17 protein-coding genes are annotated in these 20,260 nt (G+C 72.7%); 11 read left to right on the forward strand and 6 right to left on the reverse strand.

The features are described 5' to 3' along the window. Positions 1-45: 45 nt before the first annotated feature. Both disA and radA read right to left on the reverse strand, forming a co-directional pair. Positions 46-1,167: a DNA integrity scanning diadenylate cyclase DisA gene (gene disA, locus AC07A4_RS32585; protein WP_478605639.1), complete on the reverse strand. Its 1,122-nt coding sequence runs from the start codon at positions 1,165-1,167 to the stop codon at positions 46-48. A 91-nt stretch (positions 1,168-1,258) separates the two neighbouring features. Continuing rightward, on the reverse strand, positions 1,259-2,668 hold the full coding sequence (gene radA / locus AC07A4_RS32590) for a DNA repair protein RadA (RefSeq protein ID WP_478605641.1): 1,410 nt from the start codon (positions 2,666-2,668) through the stop codon (positions 1,259-1,261). Positions 2,669-3,000: 332 nt separating this feature from the next. On the opposite strand from radA, the gene AC07A4_RS32595 reads away from it, so the two are divergent. Continuing rightward, positions 3,001-4,740 carry a BACON domain-containing protein gene (locus tag AC07A4_RS32595; RefSeq protein ID WP_478605643.1) on the forward strand — a complete coding sequence of 580 codons (1,740 nt, stop codon included), beginning with the start codon at positions 3,001-3,003 and terminating at the stop codon, positions 4,738-4,740. A gap of 17 nt (positions 4,741-4,757) precedes the next feature. Here the strand turns inward: AC07A4_RS32595 and AC07A4_RS32600 are convergent, their stop codons facing one another. Beyond that, positions 4,758-5,552, reverse strand: a complete 795-nt coding sequence (locus tag AC07A4_RS32600) for a DUF3109 family protein (protein WP_478605713.1) — start codon at positions 5,550-5,552, stop codon at positions 4,758-4,760. 311 nt (positions 5,553-5,863) lie between these two features. Here AC07A4_RS32600 and AC07A4_RS32605 point away from each other — a divergent pair, with 311 nt between their 5' ends. From AC07A4_RS32605 to AC07A4_RS32625, 5 genes are all read left to right on the forward strand, one after another. Further along, positions 5,864-6,796 (forward strand): Ppx/GppA family phosphatase, encoded by a 933-nt coding sequence (locus AC07A4_RS32605; protein WP_478605645.1) that lies wholly within the window; start codon positions 5,864-5,866, stop codon positions 6,794-6,796. 164 nt (positions 6,797-6,960) lie between these two features. After that, positions 6,961-7,785, forward strand: a complete 825-nt coding sequence (locus AC07A4_RS32610) for a sugar phosphate isomerase/epimerase family protein (protein ID WP_478605648.1) — start codon at positions 6,961-6,963, stop codon at positions 7,783-7,785. Next, complete coding sequence (locus AC07A4_RS32615) at positions 7,782-8,450, forward strand: TetR/AcrR family transcriptional regulator (protein ID WP_478605651.1); 669 nt, start codon at positions 7,782-7,784, stop codon at positions 8,448-8,450. Before AC07A4_RS32610 ends, AC07A4_RS32615 begins: the two co-directional genes overlap by 4 nt. Before the next feature lie 148 nt (positions 8,451-8,598). After that, positions 8,599-10,452, forward strand: coding sequence for a dihydroxy-acid dehydratase (ilvD, locus tag AC07A4_RS32620; protein WP_478605654.1), 1,854 nt, complete (start codon positions 8,599-8,601; stop codon positions 10,450-10,452). A gap of 139 nt (positions 10,453-10,591) precedes the next feature. Beyond that, positions 10,592-10,909, forward strand: a complete 318-nt coding sequence (locus AC07A4_RS32625) for an SH3 domain-containing protein (protein ID WP_478605656.1) — start codon at positions 10,592-10,594, stop codon at positions 10,907-10,909. Between the two features lie 57 nt (positions 10,910-10,966). Here the strand turns inward: AC07A4_RS32625 and AC07A4_RS32630 are convergent, their stop codons facing one another. Continuing rightward, complete coding sequence (locus AC07A4_RS32630; protein ID WP_478605659.1) at positions 10,967-13,237, reverse strand: serine/threonine-protein kinase; 2,271 nt, start codon at positions 13,235-13,237, stop codon at positions 10,967-10,969. Between the two features lie 173 nt (positions 13,238-13,410). Here AC07A4_RS32630 and AC07A4_RS32635 point away from each other — a divergent pair, with 173 nt between their 5' ends. The 4 genes from AC07A4_RS32635 (at position 13,411) to proC (ending at position 16,798) form a co-directional block, all read left to right on the forward strand. Beyond that, the gene (locus AC07A4_RS32635; protein ID WP_478605662.1) at positions 13,411-13,917 is read left to right on the forward strand and encodes an EamA/RhaT family transporter; all 507 of its coding nucleotides are present in this window, start codon (positions 13,411-13,413) and stop codon (positions 13,915-13,917) included. A 351-nt stretch (positions 13,918-14,268) separates the two neighbouring features. Beyond that, complete coding sequence (locus tag AC07A4_RS32640; RefSeq protein WP_478605664.1) at positions 14,269-15,099, forward strand: ABC transporter ATP-binding protein; 831 nt, start codon at positions 14,269-14,271, stop codon at positions 15,097-15,099. Beyond that, entirely contained in the window at positions 15,096-15,833 is a 738-nt protein-coding gene (locus tag AC07A4_RS32645) for an ABC transporter permease (RefSeq protein WP_478605667.1), read from the forward strand. The genes AC07A4_RS32640 and AC07A4_RS32645 overlap by 4 nt, the downstream gene beginning before the upstream one ends. A 134-nt stretch (positions 15,834-15,967) precedes the next feature. Then, a complete protein-coding gene (proC, locus tag AC07A4_RS32650; protein ID WP_478605670.1) occupies positions 15,968-16,798 on the forward strand; it encodes a pyrroline-5-carboxylate reductase in 831 nt (276 codons plus the stop codon). Between the two features lie 93 nt (positions 16,799-16,891). Here proC and AC07A4_RS32655 read toward each other — a convergent pair whose 3' ends face one another. Further along, positions 16,892-17,497, reverse strand: coding sequence for a cysteine hydrolase family protein (locus AC07A4_RS32655; RefSeq protein WP_478605673.1), 606 nt, complete (start codon positions 17,495-17,497; stop codon positions 16,892-16,894). A 206-nt stretch (positions 17,498-17,703) separates the two neighbouring features. On the opposite strand from AC07A4_RS32655, the gene AC07A4_RS32660 reads away from it, so the two are divergent. After that, positions 17,704-18,717, forward strand: a complete 1,014-nt coding sequence (locus AC07A4_RS32660) for a GlxA family transcriptional regulator (RefSeq protein ID WP_478605715.1) — start codon at positions 17,704-17,706, stop codon at positions 18,715-18,717. Here AC07A4_RS32660 and trpS read toward each other — a convergent pair. Further along, positions 18,645-19,682, reverse strand: coding sequence for a tryptophan--tRNA ligase (gene trpS / locus AC07A4_RS32665; RefSeq protein WP_478605676.1), 1,038 nt, complete (start codon positions 19,680-19,682; stop codon positions 18,645-18,647). The genes AC07A4_RS32660 and trpS overlap by 73 nt on opposite strands. Between the last annotated feature and the right edge of the window lie 578 nt (positions 19,683-20,260).

Below are 20,260 nucleotides of genomic sequence, written 5' to 3' on the forward strand. Positions count from 1 at the left end.
GCGCCCCCCGCAGGGGGCGCCGAGTTCGCTGCGGCCCGCCGGGGGCTAGACGTAGCGCTCGAGGATCGAGGACTCCGCCAACCGCGAAAGCCCTTCGCGCACGCTCCGCGCCCGCGCCTCCCCGACCCCGTCCACGGTCTGGAGGTCGTCCACGCTGGCGGCGAGGAGCTTCTGCAGCCCGCCGAAGTGCTCCACGAGCCGCTCGATGATGGCGCCGGGCAGCCGGGGGACCTTCGCGAGCAGGCGGAAGCCGCGCGGGGAGACGGCCGAGTCGAGCGTCTCGGGCGAGCCCGTGTAGCCCAACGCGCGGGCCACCGTGGACAGTTCGAGGAGTTCGGCGTGGGTGAGGGAGTCCAGCTCGGCCAGCGCCTCGTCGACTGTGCGCGAGCGCTTGGCGGTGGGCTCGGGGACGTAGTCCCGTACGACGAGCTCACGCTCGGGCTCCACGCCCGCGATCAACTCGTCCAGCTGCAGGGCGAGGAGGCGGCCGTCGGTGCCGAGCTCCACCACGTACTCGGCGATCTCCGTGGCGATGCGCCGCACCATTTCGAGGCGCTGGGCGACGGCGGTGACGTCCCGCACGGTGACCAGGTCCTCGATCTCCAGGGCGGAGAGGGTGCCCGCGACCTCGTCCAGGCGGAGCTTGTACCGCTCCAGGGTGGCGAGGGCCTGGTTGGCGCGCGACAGGATCGCCGCCGAGTCCTCCAGGACCCGCCGCTGGCCGTCGACGTACAGCGCGACCAGGCGCATCGACTGGGAGACGGACACGACGGGGAAGCCGACCTGTTTGCTCACGCGGTCCGCCGTGCGGTGCCGCGTGCCGGTCTCCTCGGTCGGGATGGTCGGGTCGGGCACCAGCTGCACGCCCGCCCGCAGGATCTTCGACAGGTCCGAGGACAGCACGATGCCGCCGTCGAGCTTGCACAGCTCGCGCAGGCGCGTCGCGGTGAACTCCACGTCGAGGACGAAGCCGCCGGTGCACATCGACTCGACGGTCTTGTCCGAGCCGAGGACGATGAGACCGCCGGTGTTGCCCCGGAGGATGCGCTCAAGGCCGTCTCGCAGGGCTGTGCCCGGCGCGACGGCGCTCAAGGAGGCGCGCATCACGTCGGCACCGGAGCCTCCACCGGGCTTGCCGGGAACCGCTGCCCGGTCGTTGGCTGCCACTGCACTCCTCCGGTCGCAGGTTGTCCGAGCCCTCGGCCAACCCGGTGCCGAACGCCTTGGTTCGTACGGATGGGCGAGACCAGGGCAAAGTCTACCGGCGGTCCTCGCCCTCCCGTGGGGCCTCTCGGCGACGCGATCTCGGAAGGACGCGCAGCGCGTCGCCCATGTCGGCGACTTCGGTGACCTTCATACCGGCCGGGACCTTCCCGGGGTCGGCCGGCACGAGGGCGTGTGTGAAGCCGAGGCGGTGGGCCTCCGCCAGTCTGCGCTGGACGCCGGTGACCCGTCTGACCTCGCCCGCGAGGCCCACTTCGCCGATCGCGACGAGGTTCTTGGGCAGCGGGGTGTCGCTGGCGGCGGAGGCGAGGGCGAGGGCCACCGCGAGGTCGGCGGCGGGCTCGGACAGCTTCACTCCGCCGACGGTGGCGCTGTAGATGTCGCGCTTGCCGAGGGCGGTGATGCGGCCGCGCTGCTCCAGGACCGCCAGCATCATCGACACCCGGGAGGTCTCCAGGCCCGAGGTGGTGCGGCGCGGGGAGGGGATCTGGGAGTCCACGGTGAGCGCCTGGACCTCGGCGACCAGGGGGCGGCGGCCTTCCAGCGTCACCGTCAGACAGGTGCCGGGCACGGCCTCGGCGCGGCGGGTGAGGAACAGGCCGCTGGGGTCGGCGAGGCCGGTGATGCCCTCATCGTGCAGCTCGAAGCAGCCGACCTCGTCCGTCGCGCCATAGCGGTTCTTGACGCCGCGCACGAGGCGCAGGCGGGCGTGGCGGTCGCCTTCGAAGTGCAGCACCACGTCCACCAGGTGCTCCAGGAGGCGGGGGCCCGCGATCGCGCCGTCCTTGGTGACGTGCCCGACCAGGAGCGTGGACATGCCGCGCTCCTTGGAGGCGCGGATCAGGGCGCCCGCGACCTCGCGGACCTGGGCCATGCCGCCGGGCGCGCCGTCGATCTCCGGAGAGGCGACCGTCTGCACCGAGTCGAGGATCAGGAGCGAGGGCTTCACCGCGTCCAAATGGCCGAGAACCGCCGCCAGATCGGTCTCCGCGGCCAGATACAGATGGTCGGAGAGCGCGTTGATGCGGTCGGCCCGCAGCCGGACCTGGCTCGCGGACTCCTCGCCGGTGACATAGAGCGTGCGGTGGTCGTCCGAGGCCGCCTTCGCCGCCACGTCGAGCAGCAGCGTGGACTTGCCGACGCCGGGCTCGCCCGCGAGCAGCGCCACGGCGCCGGGCACGAGGCCGCCGCCGAGGACCCGGTCGAGCTCGGGCACCCCGGTGGAGCGGGCGGCCGCCTGGCGGCCGTCGACCTGGCCGATGGGCAGGGCCGAGGTGGTGACGCGGCCGGGGGTCGTGGTGCGGACCGCGGGCGTGCCGTACTCCTCGATCGTGCCCCAGGCCTGGCACTCGGGGCAGCGGCCGAGCCACTTGGCCGTCTGCCAGCCGCATTCGGTGCAGCGGTAGGACGGACGGTCCTTGGTGGTCTTCGTACGGGCAGCCATGCACGGAACCGTAGCGGCAGCCACTGACAGCGCCGCCGGACGCCCCACCGACAGCGCCGCCGGACGCCCCACTGTCGGCGCCGCCGGACGCCCCGCCGCCGGTGCCTCGGACGCCCCGCCGCCAGTGCCGCCGGGCACCCCGCGAAGATCCGCCAGGCCCCGCTGGCCCGCGCCACCCCATCGCCACGGGAAACTGCGGCGCGGCAGCGGTCGAACAGACAACGGAATCGTGTGTTCCTGTCCCCTTTTGAGGGATCTGTTCACCCGTAAGGATTAAATGTGCTCAAGGGGGAGGAAGGCCCCGGCATCATGCGCCTAACTTCGCACGGGTGATGAGCAGCAGTCCGGAAGTCCCCACGCACACCACCGGCGCGCACCGGGCGCATGCGGGCGCGCGCAAGCGTGTGGTGCCGCGCGCGGTCCCGCAAGCGCCCCCCGCGCGCTACGAACCATTCCTGGACGGCCTGTTCACGTACTGCCTGTCCGTCCTGTGCGACCACGACGCCGCCACCGCCGCCCTCGGCGAGGTCCTCGCGCTCGCCGAGCGCCGCGGCACCCGCCCGGACGGCGACACGCGCGCGTGGCTGTACGCACTCGCCCGCTGGATGTGTCTGCGCGCACTCGCCGAGGCCCGCAAGGGCGGCCGCCAGGGGGCGCACGCCGCGGGCTCCGGGAAGACCCCGCCCGCGGCCCCGCACGCCACCGATCCGCCCGCCCCGCTCGCCGCGCCGCTCGCCACGGACGACCCCGAGCCCGCCCGCCGCCGCGAACTCGCCCAGCTGGCCTGGCCGGAGGCGGCCGGCACGACGCCGGAGCAGCGCGAGGCCCTGGAGCTCGCCGTGCGCCACCAGCTCGCGCCCAAGGAGGTCGCCGCCGTCCTCGGCCTCGACCCCGAGGCCACCCGCGAGCTGCTCGCCTCCGCCGCCTGCGAGGTGGAGCGCACCCGCGCCGCGCTCGCCGTCGTCGAGACCGGCACCTGCCCGATCGTCGCCCGCCTCACCGGCGACCACCAGGTGCTGCTCGGCACCGCCCTGCGCCGCGAGCTCGTCCGGCACGTCGACGACTGCCCGCGCTGCCGCCGCACCGCCGAGCGCGCCGGCTCCAGCGCCTGGCCCGGCACCGCCGTCTCCCCGGCCGCGCTGCCCCTGATCGAGGCCCCGCGCGCGGCCCTGCACCACGCGATGGCCCACGTCCCGCGCGCGCCCCGCAGGGCGCGCGGCGGCCCCCGCTTCGACCGGCGCGGCTTCCCCATGGACCCCAAGGACCACGCAGCCCGCCGCGAGCGCTTCCGCGCGCGTGCCGTCACGACCACGGTCGTCGCCACCGTCGTCGCCGCCCCCGTGCTCGCCCTGTGGGCCGCCTACCGAGGCGCGCCCCTGACCGGCGAGGGCACCGACGGCCGCGCCTCCAGCGCCTCCGAGGCCGACGAAGGCCCCGGCGGCAAGGACGGCTCCCGCGCGCGCGACAGCTACGAGAACGCGGGCAACGCCAAGACCACCCCCGACCCCCGCTTCGCCTCAGGACGGGGCAAGCCGGGCGTCTCCGTAGAGGTCATCAGCCCCGGAGTGCAGCCCTCCGCTCCCGGCGCCGGACGGATCGCCGTCCAGGCCAGGTCGAGCGGCGGGGTCACCCTCATCACGCTGACGGCGTCCGGCCGTTCACCGGTCCGCTGGTCCGCGAGCACCGGCGCGCCCTGGCTCCTGCTGAGCCAGTCGTCGGGAACGCTCGCGCCGGGCGAATCGTTCACGATCCGGGTGTACGTCGACGACGACCGCGAGCCGCCCGGCCACTGGAGCGCGCGCGTCACGATCGGCCCCTCGGGCGCTGTCGTCTCCCTCGCGGGGTACGGCGGCTCCCGGCCGCCCAGCCACCCGGGCCCCCGCCCGACGCCCACCCGCCCCGGCCCCTCCGACCCCGACCCGACGCCCACGCCGAGCGGCGACGGCGAACCGACGCCCACCCCCACCAACCCCGACCCGACCCCCACGGACCCGGCCCCCACCGACCCCGCGCCCACGCCCACGGACCCCGGCTCCACGCCCCCGCCGAGCGGGGACCAGGGCCAGGGCTGAGCGGGCCCGTGGCCGGGTCAGGCGCGCGGCGGATCCGCCGGGTGCGGTGCCACCAGCGGCAGCTGCGACGCAAGGCGCGCCTCGCAGAGCTCCACGAGCCGGTCGTAGCCCTCCTTGCCCATGAGCTCGATCAGCTCCGGCCGGTACGAGACGTACACAGGGTCGCCCGCCCCGTGCGCCGAGGTCGCCGACGTGCACCACCAGTGCAGATCGTGGCCGCCCGGGCCCCAGCCCCGGCGGTCGTACTCACCGATGGACACCTGCAGCACCTTGGTGTCGTCCGGCCGCTCGATCCAGTCGTACGTCCGCCGCACCGGCAGCTGCCAGCACACGTCCGGCTTGGTCTCAAGGGGCTCCCGGCCCTCCTTGAGCGCCAGGATGTGCAGCGAGCAGCCCGCTCCGCCCGCGAAGCCCGGCCGGTTCTGGAAGACGCACGAGCCGTTGTACGGCCGCGTCTGGCGCTCGCCGTCCTCGTCCACCGACACCCAGCCGCTCTCGCGGCCCACGTCGTGGTGCTGCCAGATGTCGGGCGTCAGCCGGTCCACGAACTCCGCGACCCGCTTCTCGTCGTCCTCGTCCGAGAAGTGCGCGCCGAGCGTGCAGCAGCCGTCGTCGGCGCGGCCCTCCTTGATGCCCTGGCAGCCGCTGCCGAAGACGCACGTCCAGCGGGACGTCAGCCACGTCAGGTCGCAGCGGAAGAGCTGCTCGTCGTCCGTCGGGTCCGGGAACTCCACCCAGGCGCGGGCGAAGTCGAGGCCCTTCTCGTCGTCCGCGGGCGCCGCGTCGGCGGCCGCCTTGCGCAGCTTGCGCACCGCTTTACCCGCCTTGTCGGCCTTGAAGTTCTTGCCACCCTTGCCGGACTTGCCAGCCCTGTCAGCCTTATCGGCCCTGTCAGCCTTATCGGGCTTATCGGCCTTGTCAGGCTTGCCTGGCTTGTCGGCCTTCCCGGACGCGGCCGACTCGTCCCGCGACAGCGGAACCGACAGGTCCGAGGGCTCCGATGAGCGCGCGGACTTCGATTTGTCGGCCTTCGTCTTTTTCGTCTTTGGCACGCCTCCAGGGTATGCGCGTCCACGCCCGCCCCGGGACCAGCTACGGCCACGAGCGCAGTAGCGTTCCGTATATGAGACTCGGTGTCCTCGACGTGGGTTCGAACACGGTGCATCTGCTGGTGGTGGACGCCCACCCCGGCGCTCGCCCCCTGCCCGCGCACTCCCACAAGGCCGACCTGCGCCTTGCCCAGCTCCTCGATCCGGCGGGCGCCATCGGCCCCGACGGCGTCGACCGGCTCGTCGCCACTGTGCGTGACGCCCTCCAGGCCGCGGAGGACAAGGGCGTCGAGGACCTGCTGCCGTTCGCCACCTCCGCCGTGCGCGAGGCCACCAACGCCGACGACGTCCTCGCCCGGGTCCGCGAGGAGACCGGCGTCGACCTGAAGGTCCTCACCGGGGCGGAAGAGGCCCGGCTCACCTTCCTCGCGGTCCGCCGCTGGTTCGGCTGGTCCGCGGGCAAGCTCCTCGTCCTCGACATCGGCGGCGGCTCCCTGGAGATCGCGTACGGCATCGACGAGGAGCCGGACGCCGCGGTGAGCCTGCCCCTGGGCGCCGGGCGGCTCACCGCGGCCTGGCTGACGCAGGACCCGCCGGAGCCGGGGGACGTACGGGCGCTGCGGCGGCACGTGCGGGCCCAGATCGCCCGGAGCGTGGGCGAGTTCAGCCGCTTCGGCAGCCCCGACCACGTCGTCGCGACCTCCAAGACGTTCAAGCAGCTGGCCCGGCTCGGGGGCGCGGCGCGCTCCGCCGAGGGTCTTTACGTACAGCGCGAGCTGAAGCGGAAGTCTCTGGAGGACTGGGTGCCGCAGCTCGCCGCCATGACCGCGACCGAGCGCTCGGAGCTGCCCGGGGTGTCCGAGGGCCGGGCCGAGCAGCTGCTCGCGGGGGCGCTGGTGGCCGAGGGCGCGATGGACCTCTTCGGCGTCGAATCGGTGGAGATCTGCCCCTGGGCCCTCAGGGAGGGCGTCATCCTCCGCCGACTGGACCACCTGCCCGCGTCCTGACCGATCCAGCCCGTCCGGCGTTTGAGGACGAGGCGCGAAGCGCCGACGCTTTTCGGGGGTGCCAGGGGGCGGGGCCCCCTGGTTCCGGGAAGGGGCGCCCGCGCGCGGAGCGCGCTGATGGACCGAGTGGGGAGCCCCCGGCAGGGCCCCGTACGCTGTCCTTCGTGGCAGAACCAGCGGTGCGGATCCCGGACGCGAAGGTCGCCCTGTCGACGGCCTCCGTGTACCCGGAGTCGACGGCGACGGCCTTCGAGATCGCCGCGCGCCTCGGCTACGACGGCGTCGAGGTCATGGTGTGGACCGACCCCGTCAGCCAGGACATCGAAGCGCTGCGCCGCCTCAGCGACTACCACCAGATCCCGATCCTCGCCGTGCACGCGCCGTGCCTCCTGATCACCCAGCGGGTGTGGTCCACGGACCCGTGGGTGAAGCTCCAGCGAGCACGCGCCGCCGCCGAGAAGCTGGACGCGTCGACGGTCGTCGTGCACCCCCCGTTCCGCTGGCAGCGGGCGTACGCGCGGGAGTTCGTCGAGGGCATCTGGCGGATGGCGGGCGAGACGGACGTGCGCTTCGCCGTGGAGAACATGTACCCCTGGCGCTACCGCGACCGCGAGATGCTCGCGTACGCCCCCGACTGGGACGTCACCAAGGACGACTACCGGCACTTCACGATAGACCTGAGCCACACCGCCACCGCACGGACGGACGCCCTCCAGATGGTCGACCGCATGGGCGACCGGCTCGGCCATGTCCACCTCGCCGACGGCAAGGGCTCCGCGAAGGACGAGCACCTGGTGCCCGGGCGGGGCACGCAGCCCTGCGCCGAGCTGCTCGAACGCCTCGCCACCAGCGGTTTCGACGGGCATGTCGTCATCGAGGTGAACACCCGGCGCGCCATGTCGAGCGCCGAGCGCGAGGCCGACCTCGCCGAGGCCCTCGCGTTCACCCGGCTGCACCTGGCGGCCGCGGCGAAGGTGCCGCGCCCGTGACCGGCCAGACGCCCGAGCCCGCGCCCCGCCGCCGGGGCCGCCCCTCGCGCACCCAGGCCGAGCAGGGGCCCGCCATGCGCGAGGTGATCCTGGACGCGGCCCGCGAGCAGTTCTCCGAGAACGGCTACGAGAAGACGTCGGTGCGGTCCATCGCCAAGGCCGCCGGGGTCGACTCGGCGCTCGTGCACCACTACTTCGGCACCAAGGAGCAGGTCTTCGCCGCCGCCGTCGAGGTGCTCTTCGCGCCCGCCCTGCGGGCCCCGGCCGCCGTCGAGGACGGCCCGCCGGACGGCGTCGGCGAGCGCCTGACCCGGTTCATCCTCGGCATCTGGGAGAACCCGGAGACCCGCGCTCCGCTGCTCGCGATCGTCCGCTCGGCGGTGAACAACGAGACGGCCGCCGCGGTCTTCCGCCGCCTCGTCTCCAGCCAGATCCTGGCCCGCATCGCCCGCACCCTGGGCCTGCCCGACGCGGAACTGCGCGCCGAACTGGCGGCCGCGCAGCTGGTGGGCGTCCTGATGCTCCGGTACGTCATCCAGATCGAGCCCCTGGCGTCGGCGGACGTGGAGGAGCTGGTCGCCAGGCTCGCGCCGGTGGTGCAGGGGCACCTGACCGGGTTCCCCGGGACCGCCACCGCCCCCGCACCCACCCCTACGGAGACGTGAGGCGTCCTACGGAGACGTGAGGCGCCCTACGGAGACGTGAGACATCCGTCCCGTCATCCGGACACCCTGTCCGGATCTTGGATCATCGGCGTACGCTCGGCCGTAGTCACACATGCCCCGAAGCATGACTCTTGAGGAGCGAGCGACGATGCCCGAGCTGAGGTCCCGCACAGTCACCCACGGCCGCAACATGGCGGGCGCGCGCGCCCTTATGCGGGCCTCCGGGGTACCGGGCGCGGACATCGGCCGCAAGCCGATCATCGCCGTCGCCAACTCCTTCACCGAGTTCGTGCCGGGCCACACCCACCTGGCGCCGGTCGGCCGCATCGTCAGCGAGGCCGTGCGCGCGGCGGGCGGCATCCCGCGCGAGTTCAACACGATCGCCGTGGACGACGGCATCGCGATGGGCCACGGCGGCATGCTCTACTCGCTGCCCTCACGCGACCTGATCGCCGACTCGGTCGAGTACATGGTGGAGGCCCACTGCGCCGACGCCCTGATCTGCGTCTCGAACTGCGACAAGATCACGCCCGGCATGCTGATGGCCGCCCTGCGCCTGAACATCCCGACGGTCTTCGTCTCCGGCGGCCCCATGGAGGCGGGCAAGGCCACCCTGGTCAACGGCACCGTCCGAAAACTCGACCTCATCGACGCCATGGTCGACGCGTCGAACGAGAACGTCTCCGACGAGGACATCCTCCGCATCGAGGAGAACGCCTGCCCGACCTGCGGCTCCTGTTCCGGCATGTTCACGGCCAACTCCATGAACTGCCTGACCGAGGCCATCGGCCTGTCCCTGCCGGGCAACGGCTCGGTCCTCGCCACGCACACCGCCCGCCGGGCGCTGTACGAGCGCGCGGGCGCCACGGTCGTGGAGATCGCCAAGCGCTACTACGACGGGGACGACGCCTCCGTCCTGCCGCGCAACATCGCCACCCACGCCGCGTTCGAGAACGCCATGGCCCTCGACATCGCCATGGGCGGCTCCACGAACACGATCCTGCACCTGCTCGCCGCCGCCCAGGAGGCCGAGGTCGGCTACGACCTCACCGACATCGACGCCGTCTCGCGCCGCGTCCCCTGCCTCGCCAAGGTCGCCCCGAACGTCGCCCCGCAGGGCACGTACTACATGGAGGACGTGCACCGCGCGGGCGGCATCCCCGCGATCCTCGGCGAGCTGTACCGCGGCGGGCTGCTCAACGAGGACGTGCACACCGTCCACTCCTCCTCCATCAAGGAGTGGCTCGACGCCTGGGACGTCCGCGGCGGCTCGGCCTCGGGCGAGGCCGTCGAGCTGTGGCACGCGGCCCCCGGCTGCAAGCGCTCCGCCGAGGCCTTCTCGCAGTCCGAGCGCTGGGACACCCTCGACACCGACGCCGCGAACGGCTGCATCCGCGACGTCGCGCACGCCTACTCCAAGGACGGCGGCCTCGCCGTCCTCAAGGGCAATCTGGCGGTCGACGGCTGCGTGGTGAAGACGGCGGGCGTGGACGAGTCGATCTGGACCTTCGAGGGCCCGGCCGTCGTCTGCGAGTCGCAGGACGAGGCCGTCGAGAAGATCCTGAACAAGCAGGTCACGGAGGGCGACGTCGTCGTCATCCGCTACGAGGGCCCCAAGGGCGGCCCCGGCATGCAGGAGATGCTCTACCCCACCTCCTTCCTCAAGGGCCGCGGCCTCGGCAAGGCCTGCGCCCTGGTCACCGACGGCCGCTTCTCCGGCGGCACGTCGGGCCTGTCCATCGGCCACGCGTCGCCGGAGGCGGCGTCCGGCGGCGTCATCGCCCTCGTCGAGGACGGCGACCGCATCCGCATCGACATCCCCGGGCGCACGATCGAGCTCCTGGTCGACGACGCCGAACTGGCCCGCCGCCGCGAGGCCCTCGGCGGCGTCTACGCCCCCAAGTCCCGTGAGCGCAAGGTCTCGGCGGCCCTGCGGGCGTACGCGGCGATGGCGACGAGCGCGGACAAGGGCGCCGTGCGGGACGTGTCGCGGCTGGGCTGAACCCGGCGGCCGGGGCGACTGTCCTCGTTTGTCCTGCAACTGGTGTAGCGCGCGGGCGCGTCTATGGTGTGGAGTACATGCCATGGGCGGCCCGCGCCGCCCGTTTCACGTGGAACACGGGGACATACGGGGGATCACCATGAGCAGCGAAGAACTGACGATGCCCAGCACCGCCGACGTGGCGGACGGGGCGGCACTGACCATCGAGGCGGCCACCGCGCGCCGCTACACCGTCGTCGAGGACGTCAACGTCCGCTCAGGACCCGGCACCTCGTACGAGAAGGTCGGCCGCGTCCAGGCCGGCGCCCTCGTCACCATCAGCTGCCAGAAGCCGGGCGAGCGGGTCACGGGGCCGACGGGGACCTCGAACATATGGGACAAGATCGGCAGCGGCCGGTACGTCTCCGACACGTACGTCAGGACTGGCAGCAACGGGTACGTGGCACCGCGCTGCTGACCCGGGGCCTACGGGCCACGGGCCGCTCCTTACGGTTTACGGCCGCCGGAGCCCGGGTCATCCGGACTTCGGCGGCTTCGCCGTGTCGAAGGCGTACACCAGGTTCCCGGTGCCGGTGACGATCGCCGCGCGGCCCGCGAGGGCGACGCGCGGGCTCGCGCCGTACTCGTTGGACGACCCGTTCGTCTTCGGGTCGGTCGTCCACAGCCGCTCGCCGTCGCGCGGGGCGAGCGCCGCGACCCGGCCGCTGGCCGAGGCGAAGTACAGCGCCCCGGGCCCGGCGACCGGCCCCGAAGCGCCCTCCACGCCCGCCTGACGCGTCCACTTGAGCTTGCCGGAGCCCGCGTCGACCGCGCTGACCTCGCCGTTCTGCTGCGTGAAGTACACCGACGCGCCGGCGAGCGCGGGCGCCCCGCCCTGCCGCTTCGCCAGCCGCGCCGTCGTCGCCTTCGCGCGGTCCGCGTCGAGGCTGACGAGCGCGTCGTACGCGATCACGCCGACCTCGCTCACGTGCCGCTTGGCCAGCAGGAGCCGCCCGCCGTGCGCGCCGAGGACCTGGTGCGGCCCGTCGAGCGCGACCGACCCGGCGAGAGCGCCCGACCGCAGGTCGATGCCGCGCACCGTCGCGTGCTGGACCTCGGCCCTCCTGGTCTGCTCCCTCGACCCGCACATCAGATACGCCCGCCCGCCCGCGGCCAGCGGCGCGCAGGCGTCGCCCGACGGGAACGGGGTCCGCCACAGCACCTTCCCGGAGCGGGCCGCGCGGGCCTCGACGCGGGTGCGGCCCGCGTCGGTGGTGAGCACGGTGGTGCCGGTCACCACGGCGTCCGCTTCACGGCCGGTGAGAGCCAGGGACTGGCCGCCGTACGGGGCCGACCACAGCGTCCGGCCCGTGGCGGCGTCCAGGGCCATGACGGAGCCGCGCCCCGTGTCGTCCGGGGGCATCCGGTAGCCGAGGACCGTGTCACCGGCGAGACCGACGAAGTAGGTGCCCTGCGGGGGGATGCCGGGGCTGTGCGCCGTCCACAGCCGCTTGCCGTCGGCGAGGCGGACGCGGGTGGCGACCACGCCGCCGCCCCCGCAGTACGCCGAGTCGCCCCGGGGCACACAGCGCAGCTCGTCCGTGATCTTCGCCTGGCCGGGCGGCACGAACTGCCGCCAGGCCTCGAAGCCGCGGGGGAGGGGCGCGCCGGTGGCGGCGACGGTGCGGTCCTTGCCGTCGGGACCGCCGGAGCCGCCGTCCGAGCCGCTCGTGGTGTTCGGCTGGAGCAGCGCGACACCGGCGGCGATCGCGGCGACGGCCGCGACGGCGGCGAGCACGGGCCGCCACCGCCGCCGCAACCGCCGCCCGAGCCCCGACGCCCCGGCCCCGGACTCCGCGTTTCCTGTACTTCCCGTGCTCCCCGTGCTCCCCGGGCTCTCCGCGCCCCTCGCGCCCGCCGTGCTTCCCGTGTCCCCGGGCAGGTGGTGCTGGGTGTCCGTGTCCCGCGTGCGGTTGCCGCGGCCGCGCGCCACGCCCAGCTCCCCGGGCAGGTCCCGCAGCCGTACGAGGAGTTCGTCGATGGTGGGGCGGACGGCGGGGTCCTTGGCGAGACAGGGCTCGACCACCGCACGCAGGGCGCCCGGCACGTCGTCGAGCGCCGGGGCCTCGTGCACGACCTGGTACGCCGTCATATAGGGGGAGTCCGCGTCGAAGGGCCCCTGCCCCGTCGCCGCGTACACCAGCAACGTACCGAGCGAGAAGACGTCCGACGAAGGCCCGACGCCCCGAGGGGTCTGCAACTGCTCCGGCGACATGAACGGCGGCGTGCCGATGACCCGCCCCGTCATCGTGAGCGTCTGCTGGTCGGCGGCGCGCGAGATGCCGAAGTCGATGACGCGCGGCCCCTCCGCGGACAGCACGACGTTGGACGGCTTCAGATCGCGGTGGACCACGTCCGCGCGGTGGATGTCGCGCAGCGCCTCCGCGAGCCCGATGGCGAGCGTGCGCAGCTCGGTGCCGCCGATGGGGCCGCCCCGGGCGATGCGCTGGGCGAGCGTGGGGCCTTCTATGTACGCGGTGGCCATCCACGGGTGCCGCCCCTCGGGGTCGGCGTCGACCACGGCCGCGGTGAACGCGCCGCTGACCCGGCGGGCCGCCGCGACCTCCTGCCGGAAACGCGTGCGGAACTCGTCGTCGTTCGCGAACTGCTGGTGGATCAGCTTGATCGCGACCGGCCGCCCCGACGCCGTGCGCGCGAGGAAGACGGTGCCCATGCCGCCCGCGCCGAGCCGCGCCTCCAGCGGATAGCCACCGATCTCCTCAGGGTCCCCCGAGCGGAGCGACACCTCTTTCGACCTCCCCGTGCCGGTCGTCCCCCGTCATCTTGCCTGTCCGCACAAATTAGCGGCCCGGCCGGGAGGCGCGGCAAGGCGGGGGATGAATTCGGCGTGGCTCGCCGGGGCGCGGGGGCGCGTGAGCCGCGGCGGCCCAGGGGCCCGGCCGGGCGATAATCGAGGGTGTGAGCGACGAACCACGGACCGAACCGACCGGAGCGACCCCCGCGGGACCCCGGCCCGAGCCCCTCCGCTTCTTTGGCACGACGTGGCTGGAGCACACCGACGGCTACGGCCTCCGCCGCGTCGGCGTCGCGGTCGGCTCGCTCGCCGCGGCCGTCGCGGGCTGCCTGGTGCTGCGCTTCGCGTACGACGGCCTGAAGATCGCGAACGTGGGCACGTTCGTGAACCTGCTCGTGGTCGTCATGTTCGCCATCTGCAGCGCGATCGCGTTCCGCCGCACCTGGGAGGGGTTCTCCAAGCGGCACGACCCGCGCTCGGTGGCGTCCATGCGCTCCCTGATGAGCATCGGCTTCATCGGCTCGCTGCTCGCCTACTTCCTCCGCTCCCTGAAGGAGGCCCCGGGCGAGAAGCTGCACCGCGAGGAGTACGAAGAGGCCCGCACCCAGTACACCCGCCGCACCAAGCGCCGCACCGGCAACCCGTCCAAACGCAAACGCCACCAGAAGTAGCGACGGCGCTTGAGGACGAGCGGGTGTTTCAGCCCGTCCGGCGATAGAGGACAAATTCAGCCCGTCCGGCGTTTGAGGACGAGGCGCGAAGCGCCAATTGCTGTTGAGCGGGGCCCGGGGCGGCAGCCCCGGTTTCGGGAAGGGGCGGGCCTGGGGCGCACCGCGAGGCCCCACCACCCACCCCCACACACCCACCGCCCCCCACATAGACCCCACAGACCCCATAAACCCCACCAGACCCACCACAGGACGGGCTGGACCAGGCCAACGGCCCGGTCCAGCCCGTCCCGCGTAGGGGCACACCCCCGCAACCCCTTGACGGAGAGGCCCCCCGCGCGCAATATTCATCACATGATGAATACCTCGACCTCACCCCCGACCCCGACGACCCCCACCCCCACCACCCCCGCCATCCACGCCCACTCCCTCACCGCCGTCCGAGGCCCCCGCACCGTCCTGCGAGGCCTCACCTTCACCGTCCCGCGAGGCCAGATCACCGGCCTCCTCGGCCCCTCCGGCTGCGGCAAGTCCACGCTGATGCGCTCCGTCGTCGGCACCCAGGCCAAGGTCACCGGCACACTGACCGTCCTGGACCACCCGGCGGGCACCCCGGCCCTGCGCTCCCGCATCGGCTACGTCACCCAGGACCCCTCCGTCTACGACGACCTCACCGTCCGCCAGAACCTGGACTACTTCGCCGCCGTCCTCACCCCCGGCCGCGGCCCCGCCGCCGCCCGCCGCCGCCAGGACGTCGACCGCGCCATCGCCGACGTCGACCTCACCGACCACGCCGACTCCCTCGCGGGCAACCTCTCCGGCGGCCAGCGCAACCGCGTCTCCCTGGCCGTCGCCCTCCTCGGCACCCCCGAGCTCCTCGTCCTCGACGAGCCGACCGTCGGCCTCGACCCCGTACTCCGCCGCGACCTGTGGAACCTCTTCCACACCATCGCCGCCGAACGCGGCACGACGATCCTGGTCTCCTCCCACGTCATGGACGAGGCGGAGCGCTGCCACCGGCTGCTCCTCATGCGCGAGGGCGAGATCCTCGCCGACGACACCCCCGACGCCCTGCGCGCCCGCACCGGCTCCAGCACGGTCGAGGACGCCTTCCTCCACCTGGTCGACGCGGCGAACGCCGCCCACGCCCCCAGCTCGCCCACCCCCCACCGGAGCCCCCGATGAACACCCACCGCACCCTCGCCACGGCCGCCCGCGTCCTGCGCCAGCTCCGCCACGACCCGCGCTCCATCGCGCTGATGGTCTTCGTCCCCTGCGTGATGCTGCTGCTCCTGCGCTACGTCTTCGACGGCAGCCCCCGCACCTTCGACTCCATCGGCGCGTCCCTGCTCGGCATCTTCCCGCTGATCACGATGTTCCTGGTCACCTCCATCGCCACCCTGCGCGAACGCACCTCCGGCACCCTGGAACGCCTCCTCGCCCTGCCCCTGGCCAAGGGCGACCTGATCGCGGGCTACGCCCTCGCCTTCGGCGCCCTCGCCGTCGTCCAGTCCGCCCTCGCCACCGGCCTCGCCCTGTGGGGCCTCGGCCTGGACGTGACCGGCTCGGCCTGGCTCCTCCTCCTGGTGGCCCTCCTCGACGCCCTGCTCGGCACCGCGCTCGGCCTCTTCGTCTCCGCCTTCGCCGCCTCCGAGTTCCAGGCGGTCCAGTTCATGCCGGCGGTGATCTTCCCCCAGCTCCTCCTCTGCGGCCTGTTCACACCCCGCGAGCGGATGCAGCCCGTCCTCGAGGCCATCTCCAACGTCCTCCCCATGTCGTACGCCGTCGACGGCATGAACGAAGTCCTGCGCAAGGCCGACATCACCGGCGACTTCGTCCGCGACGCCGCCATCGTCGCCAGCTGCGCCGTACTCGTCCTGGCCCTGGGCGCCGCCACCCTCCGCCGCCGCACGGCCTGACCCCACCACCCGGGCAGTCCGCCAGGCCAGGGGAGTCCGCCACCCGGAGCGTCCGCTCAGCGGACACCCCGCCGACGCCGCCCCGACCGATGCGAGGATGGCCCCGAACGACGCACCCCGGGAGGCCCTCGCTCATGAGCCAGTCGCGCAAGCCGAGCCAGAAGATCGCCGTACTCGGCACCGGAAAGATCGGCGAAGCCCTGCTCAGCGGCATGATCCGGAGCGGCTGGGCGCCCGCCGACCTCCTGGTCACCACCCGCCGCCAGGAGCGCGCCGACGAACTCCGCACCCGCTACGGCGTCGACCCCGTCAGCAACGCCGACGCCGCCAAGCACGCCGACACGCTCATCCTCGCCTGCAAGCCGCAGGACATGGCCGCCCTGCTCCACGAGCTCGCCCCGCACATCACCCCCGAGCGCCTCGTCGTCAGCGCCGCCGCCGGTATCACCACCTCCTTCATCGAGGACCACCTCGCCCCGGAGATCCCCGTCATCCGCGTCATGCCGAACACGCCCGTCCTCGTCGACGAAGGCATGTCCGTCATCTCGGCCGGCACCCACGCCACCGCCGCTCACCTCGCCCACGCCGAGGCGGTCTTCGGCGCCGTCGGCAAGACGCTCCGCGTCCCCGAGACCCAGCAGGACGCCTGCACGGCCCTCTCCGGCTCCGGCCCTGCGTACTTCTACTTCCTCGTCGAGGCCATGACCGACGCGGGCATCCTCCTCGGCCTGCCCCGCGACAAGGCCCACGACCTCATCGTCCAGGCCGCGATCGGCGCCGCCGTCATGCTCCGCGACAGCGGCGAGCACCCGGTGAAGCTCCGCGAGAGCGTCACCTCCCCCGCCGGCACCACCATCAACGCCATCCGCGAACTCGAGAACCACGGGGTGCGCGCCGCCCTCATCGCCGCCCTTGAGGCCGCCCGCGACCGCAGCCGCGAGCTCGCCTCCGGCAACGGCGGCTGACCCCTCCCTTCCTTCTCCTTACTTACGTGCTTGCCCGCGCCGGGGGCTGAGGGCTGTGCCCCTCGCCCCCGCCATCGGCCTGCGGCCTCGCCCTCAAACGCCGGACGGGCTGCTCAGCTCCGCCGCCGTGATGAGGTCGCTCGTCGTCACCACCCGCGCGAACCCGCCCCCGTGCAGGGACACCGCCGTCGCCCGCGCGATCTCCTCCGCGCCGAGCCGCCAGCCGAACGGGCCCTCCAGGTCGAAGGTGTACGTGGCGTCCAGCGCGAACAGCACGTCGTACCCCAGGTTCCCGCCCATCCGCGCCGTCGTCTCCGCGCACATGTTGGTCTGGATCCCGGTCACCACGAACTGCGAGATCCCCGCCTGCTTGAACCAGGCGTCCAGATCCGGCGTCCCGTAGAAAGCCGAGTTCACGCTCTTCGTCACCAGCAGCTCGCCACCGGCCCCCTTCCCACGCCGCTCCTCGACGTACTCCTTGAACTCATTGCCCGCATATCCCGACCGCAGCGGCGAGTCCGGCTTCAGCGAGTCGTGCCGTACGAACACGACCGGCCGCCCCGTCGTCTGCCACGCGTCGATCAGTGCGGCGATGTTCTCGTCCGCCCCCGGGTTGTTCCGCGCTCCCCAGTGCTCCACCTCCTCGAAGCCCCGCTGTACGTCCACTACGACCAGTGCCGCGTTCTCCGTGATCTCCATGCCCTCGATGCTGCCGCCCGGAGGCACTCCATCCCAGGGCTACAAAAGCCACTGATCGATGGTTTACTGCCAGCGTGCCGTCTGCCGTCGAGTCACCCGCTAGTGAGCCGCCCGCCAGCGAGCCGCCCGCCAGCGAGCCGCTCACCTTCGAGCCACCCGCCACCGGGCCGTCGCCCGTCCCCCCGGAGCAGCCGCGCCCGGAGCCGGTGCGCCCCCAGCGCGTCGCCCTGCTCGCCTTCCCCGGCATCCGCGCCTTCGACGTCAGCGTGATCACCGAGGTTTGGGGCGCCGACCGCACCGACCGGGGCGTCCCCCCTTTCCAGCTGCACCGTGTCGCCGCCGACCCCGCGCCCGTCCCCATGCGCGGTGGCCTGAGCCTGACCCCCGACCGCACCCTCGCCTGGCTCACCCGCCTGACTGGCACCGACCTGATCGTCGTCCCCGGCCTCGATGAGCACCTGACTCCCGCACCACCCCCGATCCTCGAATCCCTGCGCCGCGCCCACACCCGGGGCGTCCCCATCGCGGCCCTGTGCGGCGGCGCCTTCACCCTCGCCCAAGCGGGCCTGCTCGACGGCCGCCGAGCCATCACCCACTGGCATCTCGTCGAACTGCTGCGCACGCATCACCCCCGTGTCGACGTCGTGCCCGACGCCCTCTTCATCGAGGACCACAACATCTGGACCGCGGCGGGCACCGCCGCCGGCATCGACCTGTGCCTGCATCTGGTCCGCACGGCCCATGGCTCCGAAACCGCCGCGACGATCGCCCGCTCGATGGTCACCGCCCCCTTCCGTACCGGCGGTCAGGCGCAGTTCATCGAGCACCCCACTCCCCGCGCCGACCGCGACGCCGACGCCCTGGCCTCCGTCCGTGAATACGCCCTCCGTCACCTCCATGAGCCGCTCACCGTCGCCGACCTCGCCCACCGCGCGGGCATGTCGGCGCGCTCCTTCGCCCGTCACTTCACCGCGGCGACCGGCACCACCCCCCTGCGCTGGCTCCTCGACCAGCGCGTCGCCGCCGCGCAGAAGCTTCTGGAACGCACCGACCTGCCCATGCCCGAGGTGGCCCGCCGTGCGGGCTTCGGCAGCGAGATCACGATGCGACAGCACTTCGCATCGCGCCTCGCCACCAGCCCACGCGCCTACCGCGCCGCGTTCACCGGCACGCCCGAGGGCACCTCGACCGCAGGGGGCAGCAGCCCGATCGCTCGATAGGCGGCATCGACCGTCGGTCGCGCCAGCCCCCTGGCCCGCTCGGCCCCGGCCCGCAACACCTCCTCCAGATACGCGGAGTCCGCCACCAGTTCCTTGTGCCGTTCCCGCACGGGCCGCAGCAGCTCCACCACGGCGTCCGCGGTGTCCTTCTTCAGCGCCCCGTACGACTCATATACACCGCTCAGCGCTTCCGGGTTCCCACCTTCGCAAGCGGCGCGGAGCTCCAGCAGATTCGAGACCCCGGGCCGGTTCTCGCGGTCGTACACGACCTCGCCCCCGCTGTCCGTCACGGCCCGCATGATCTTCTTCCGCACCACGTCCGGCTCATCGAGGAGATAGACGATCCCGGCCCCGGACTCGTGGGACTTGCCCATCTTCGACGTCGGGTCCTGCAGGTCCATCACCCGCGCGGCCACCTCGGGCCGTGTCGCCCGCGGCACCACGAACGTGTGCCCGTACCGCTGGTTGAACCGCACCGCCAGGTCCCGCGTCAGCTCGACGTGCTGCGTCTGGTCGTCCCCGACCGGCACCTCGTCGGCCCGGTACGCCAGGATGTCCGCCGCCATCAGCACGGGATACGTCAGCAACGAGAGCCGCACGCTCCCGCCCCGCTCGCGCTCGACCGCCGACTTCTCCTTGTACTGGATCATCCGTCGCATCTCGCCGTCGTTCGCGACGCACTCCAATAGATACGAGAGCCGGGCGTGCTCGTCCACGTGACTCTGTACGAAGAGAGTGCACAGCTCGGGGTCGATGCCCGAGGCCAGGAGGAGCGTCGCCGCCTGCCGGCTGAGCCTGCGCACCCGGCTCGGGTCGTGGTCCACGGTCAGCGCGTGCAGGTCCACGACACAGAACAAGGAGTCGGCCCGGTGCTGATCCACTTCAGCCCAGCGCCGGATGGCGCCCAGGTAGTTCCCCAGGGTCAGGTGCCCGGTCGGCTTGATCCCGCTGAAGATCCGCGTCATGTCTTCTCTCCACCTCCAGAACGGGGCCGTCGCCCCGACGGCCGGGTTCAGGTCCTCCGGAGGGAGATACGCGAACGGCCGCCGAAGCGGCGGCCGTTGAGTACACGCGTGAGTACGGCCGCCGTCAGGCGGCCCACCACAGCTGGGTGCACGCGTGCGTAGTCATGCGCCCACAGTAGCCCTCCGAGGCCCTGAGTTGACACCCCTAGAGGCGGAACGTAGTGTTCTCCGAGTTGCCCGACGTGAGCGTCGACCTCTGGTCGGTCCCCGGGCAGCCATTCCGCAAGAACCATTCAAGCGATCGACGCACAGTCACTTCGTTTCGGCGAAGGGCGTCGTCGTCTCGTTTCTATGGCTTATTGCGAAATGAGGAATCGGCGTTCGAAGGAACGCCCCCGATTAGGTCGGGAGCCGAGATTCCGCTAAAGTCTCACTCGTCGGAACGGCCCAACGGCCAGGAAGACAAACCCGGTTGACTGGGAGTCAGGCCCGAAAGGATCTGATAGAGTCAACACCGCAGGAAGGCCGAAAGGCCGGAAAGCACCGAGGAAATCGGAACGGACCGGGAAGCCGGAAAG

Source organism: Streptomyces sp. NPDC043996 (genome assembly GCF_056435225.1).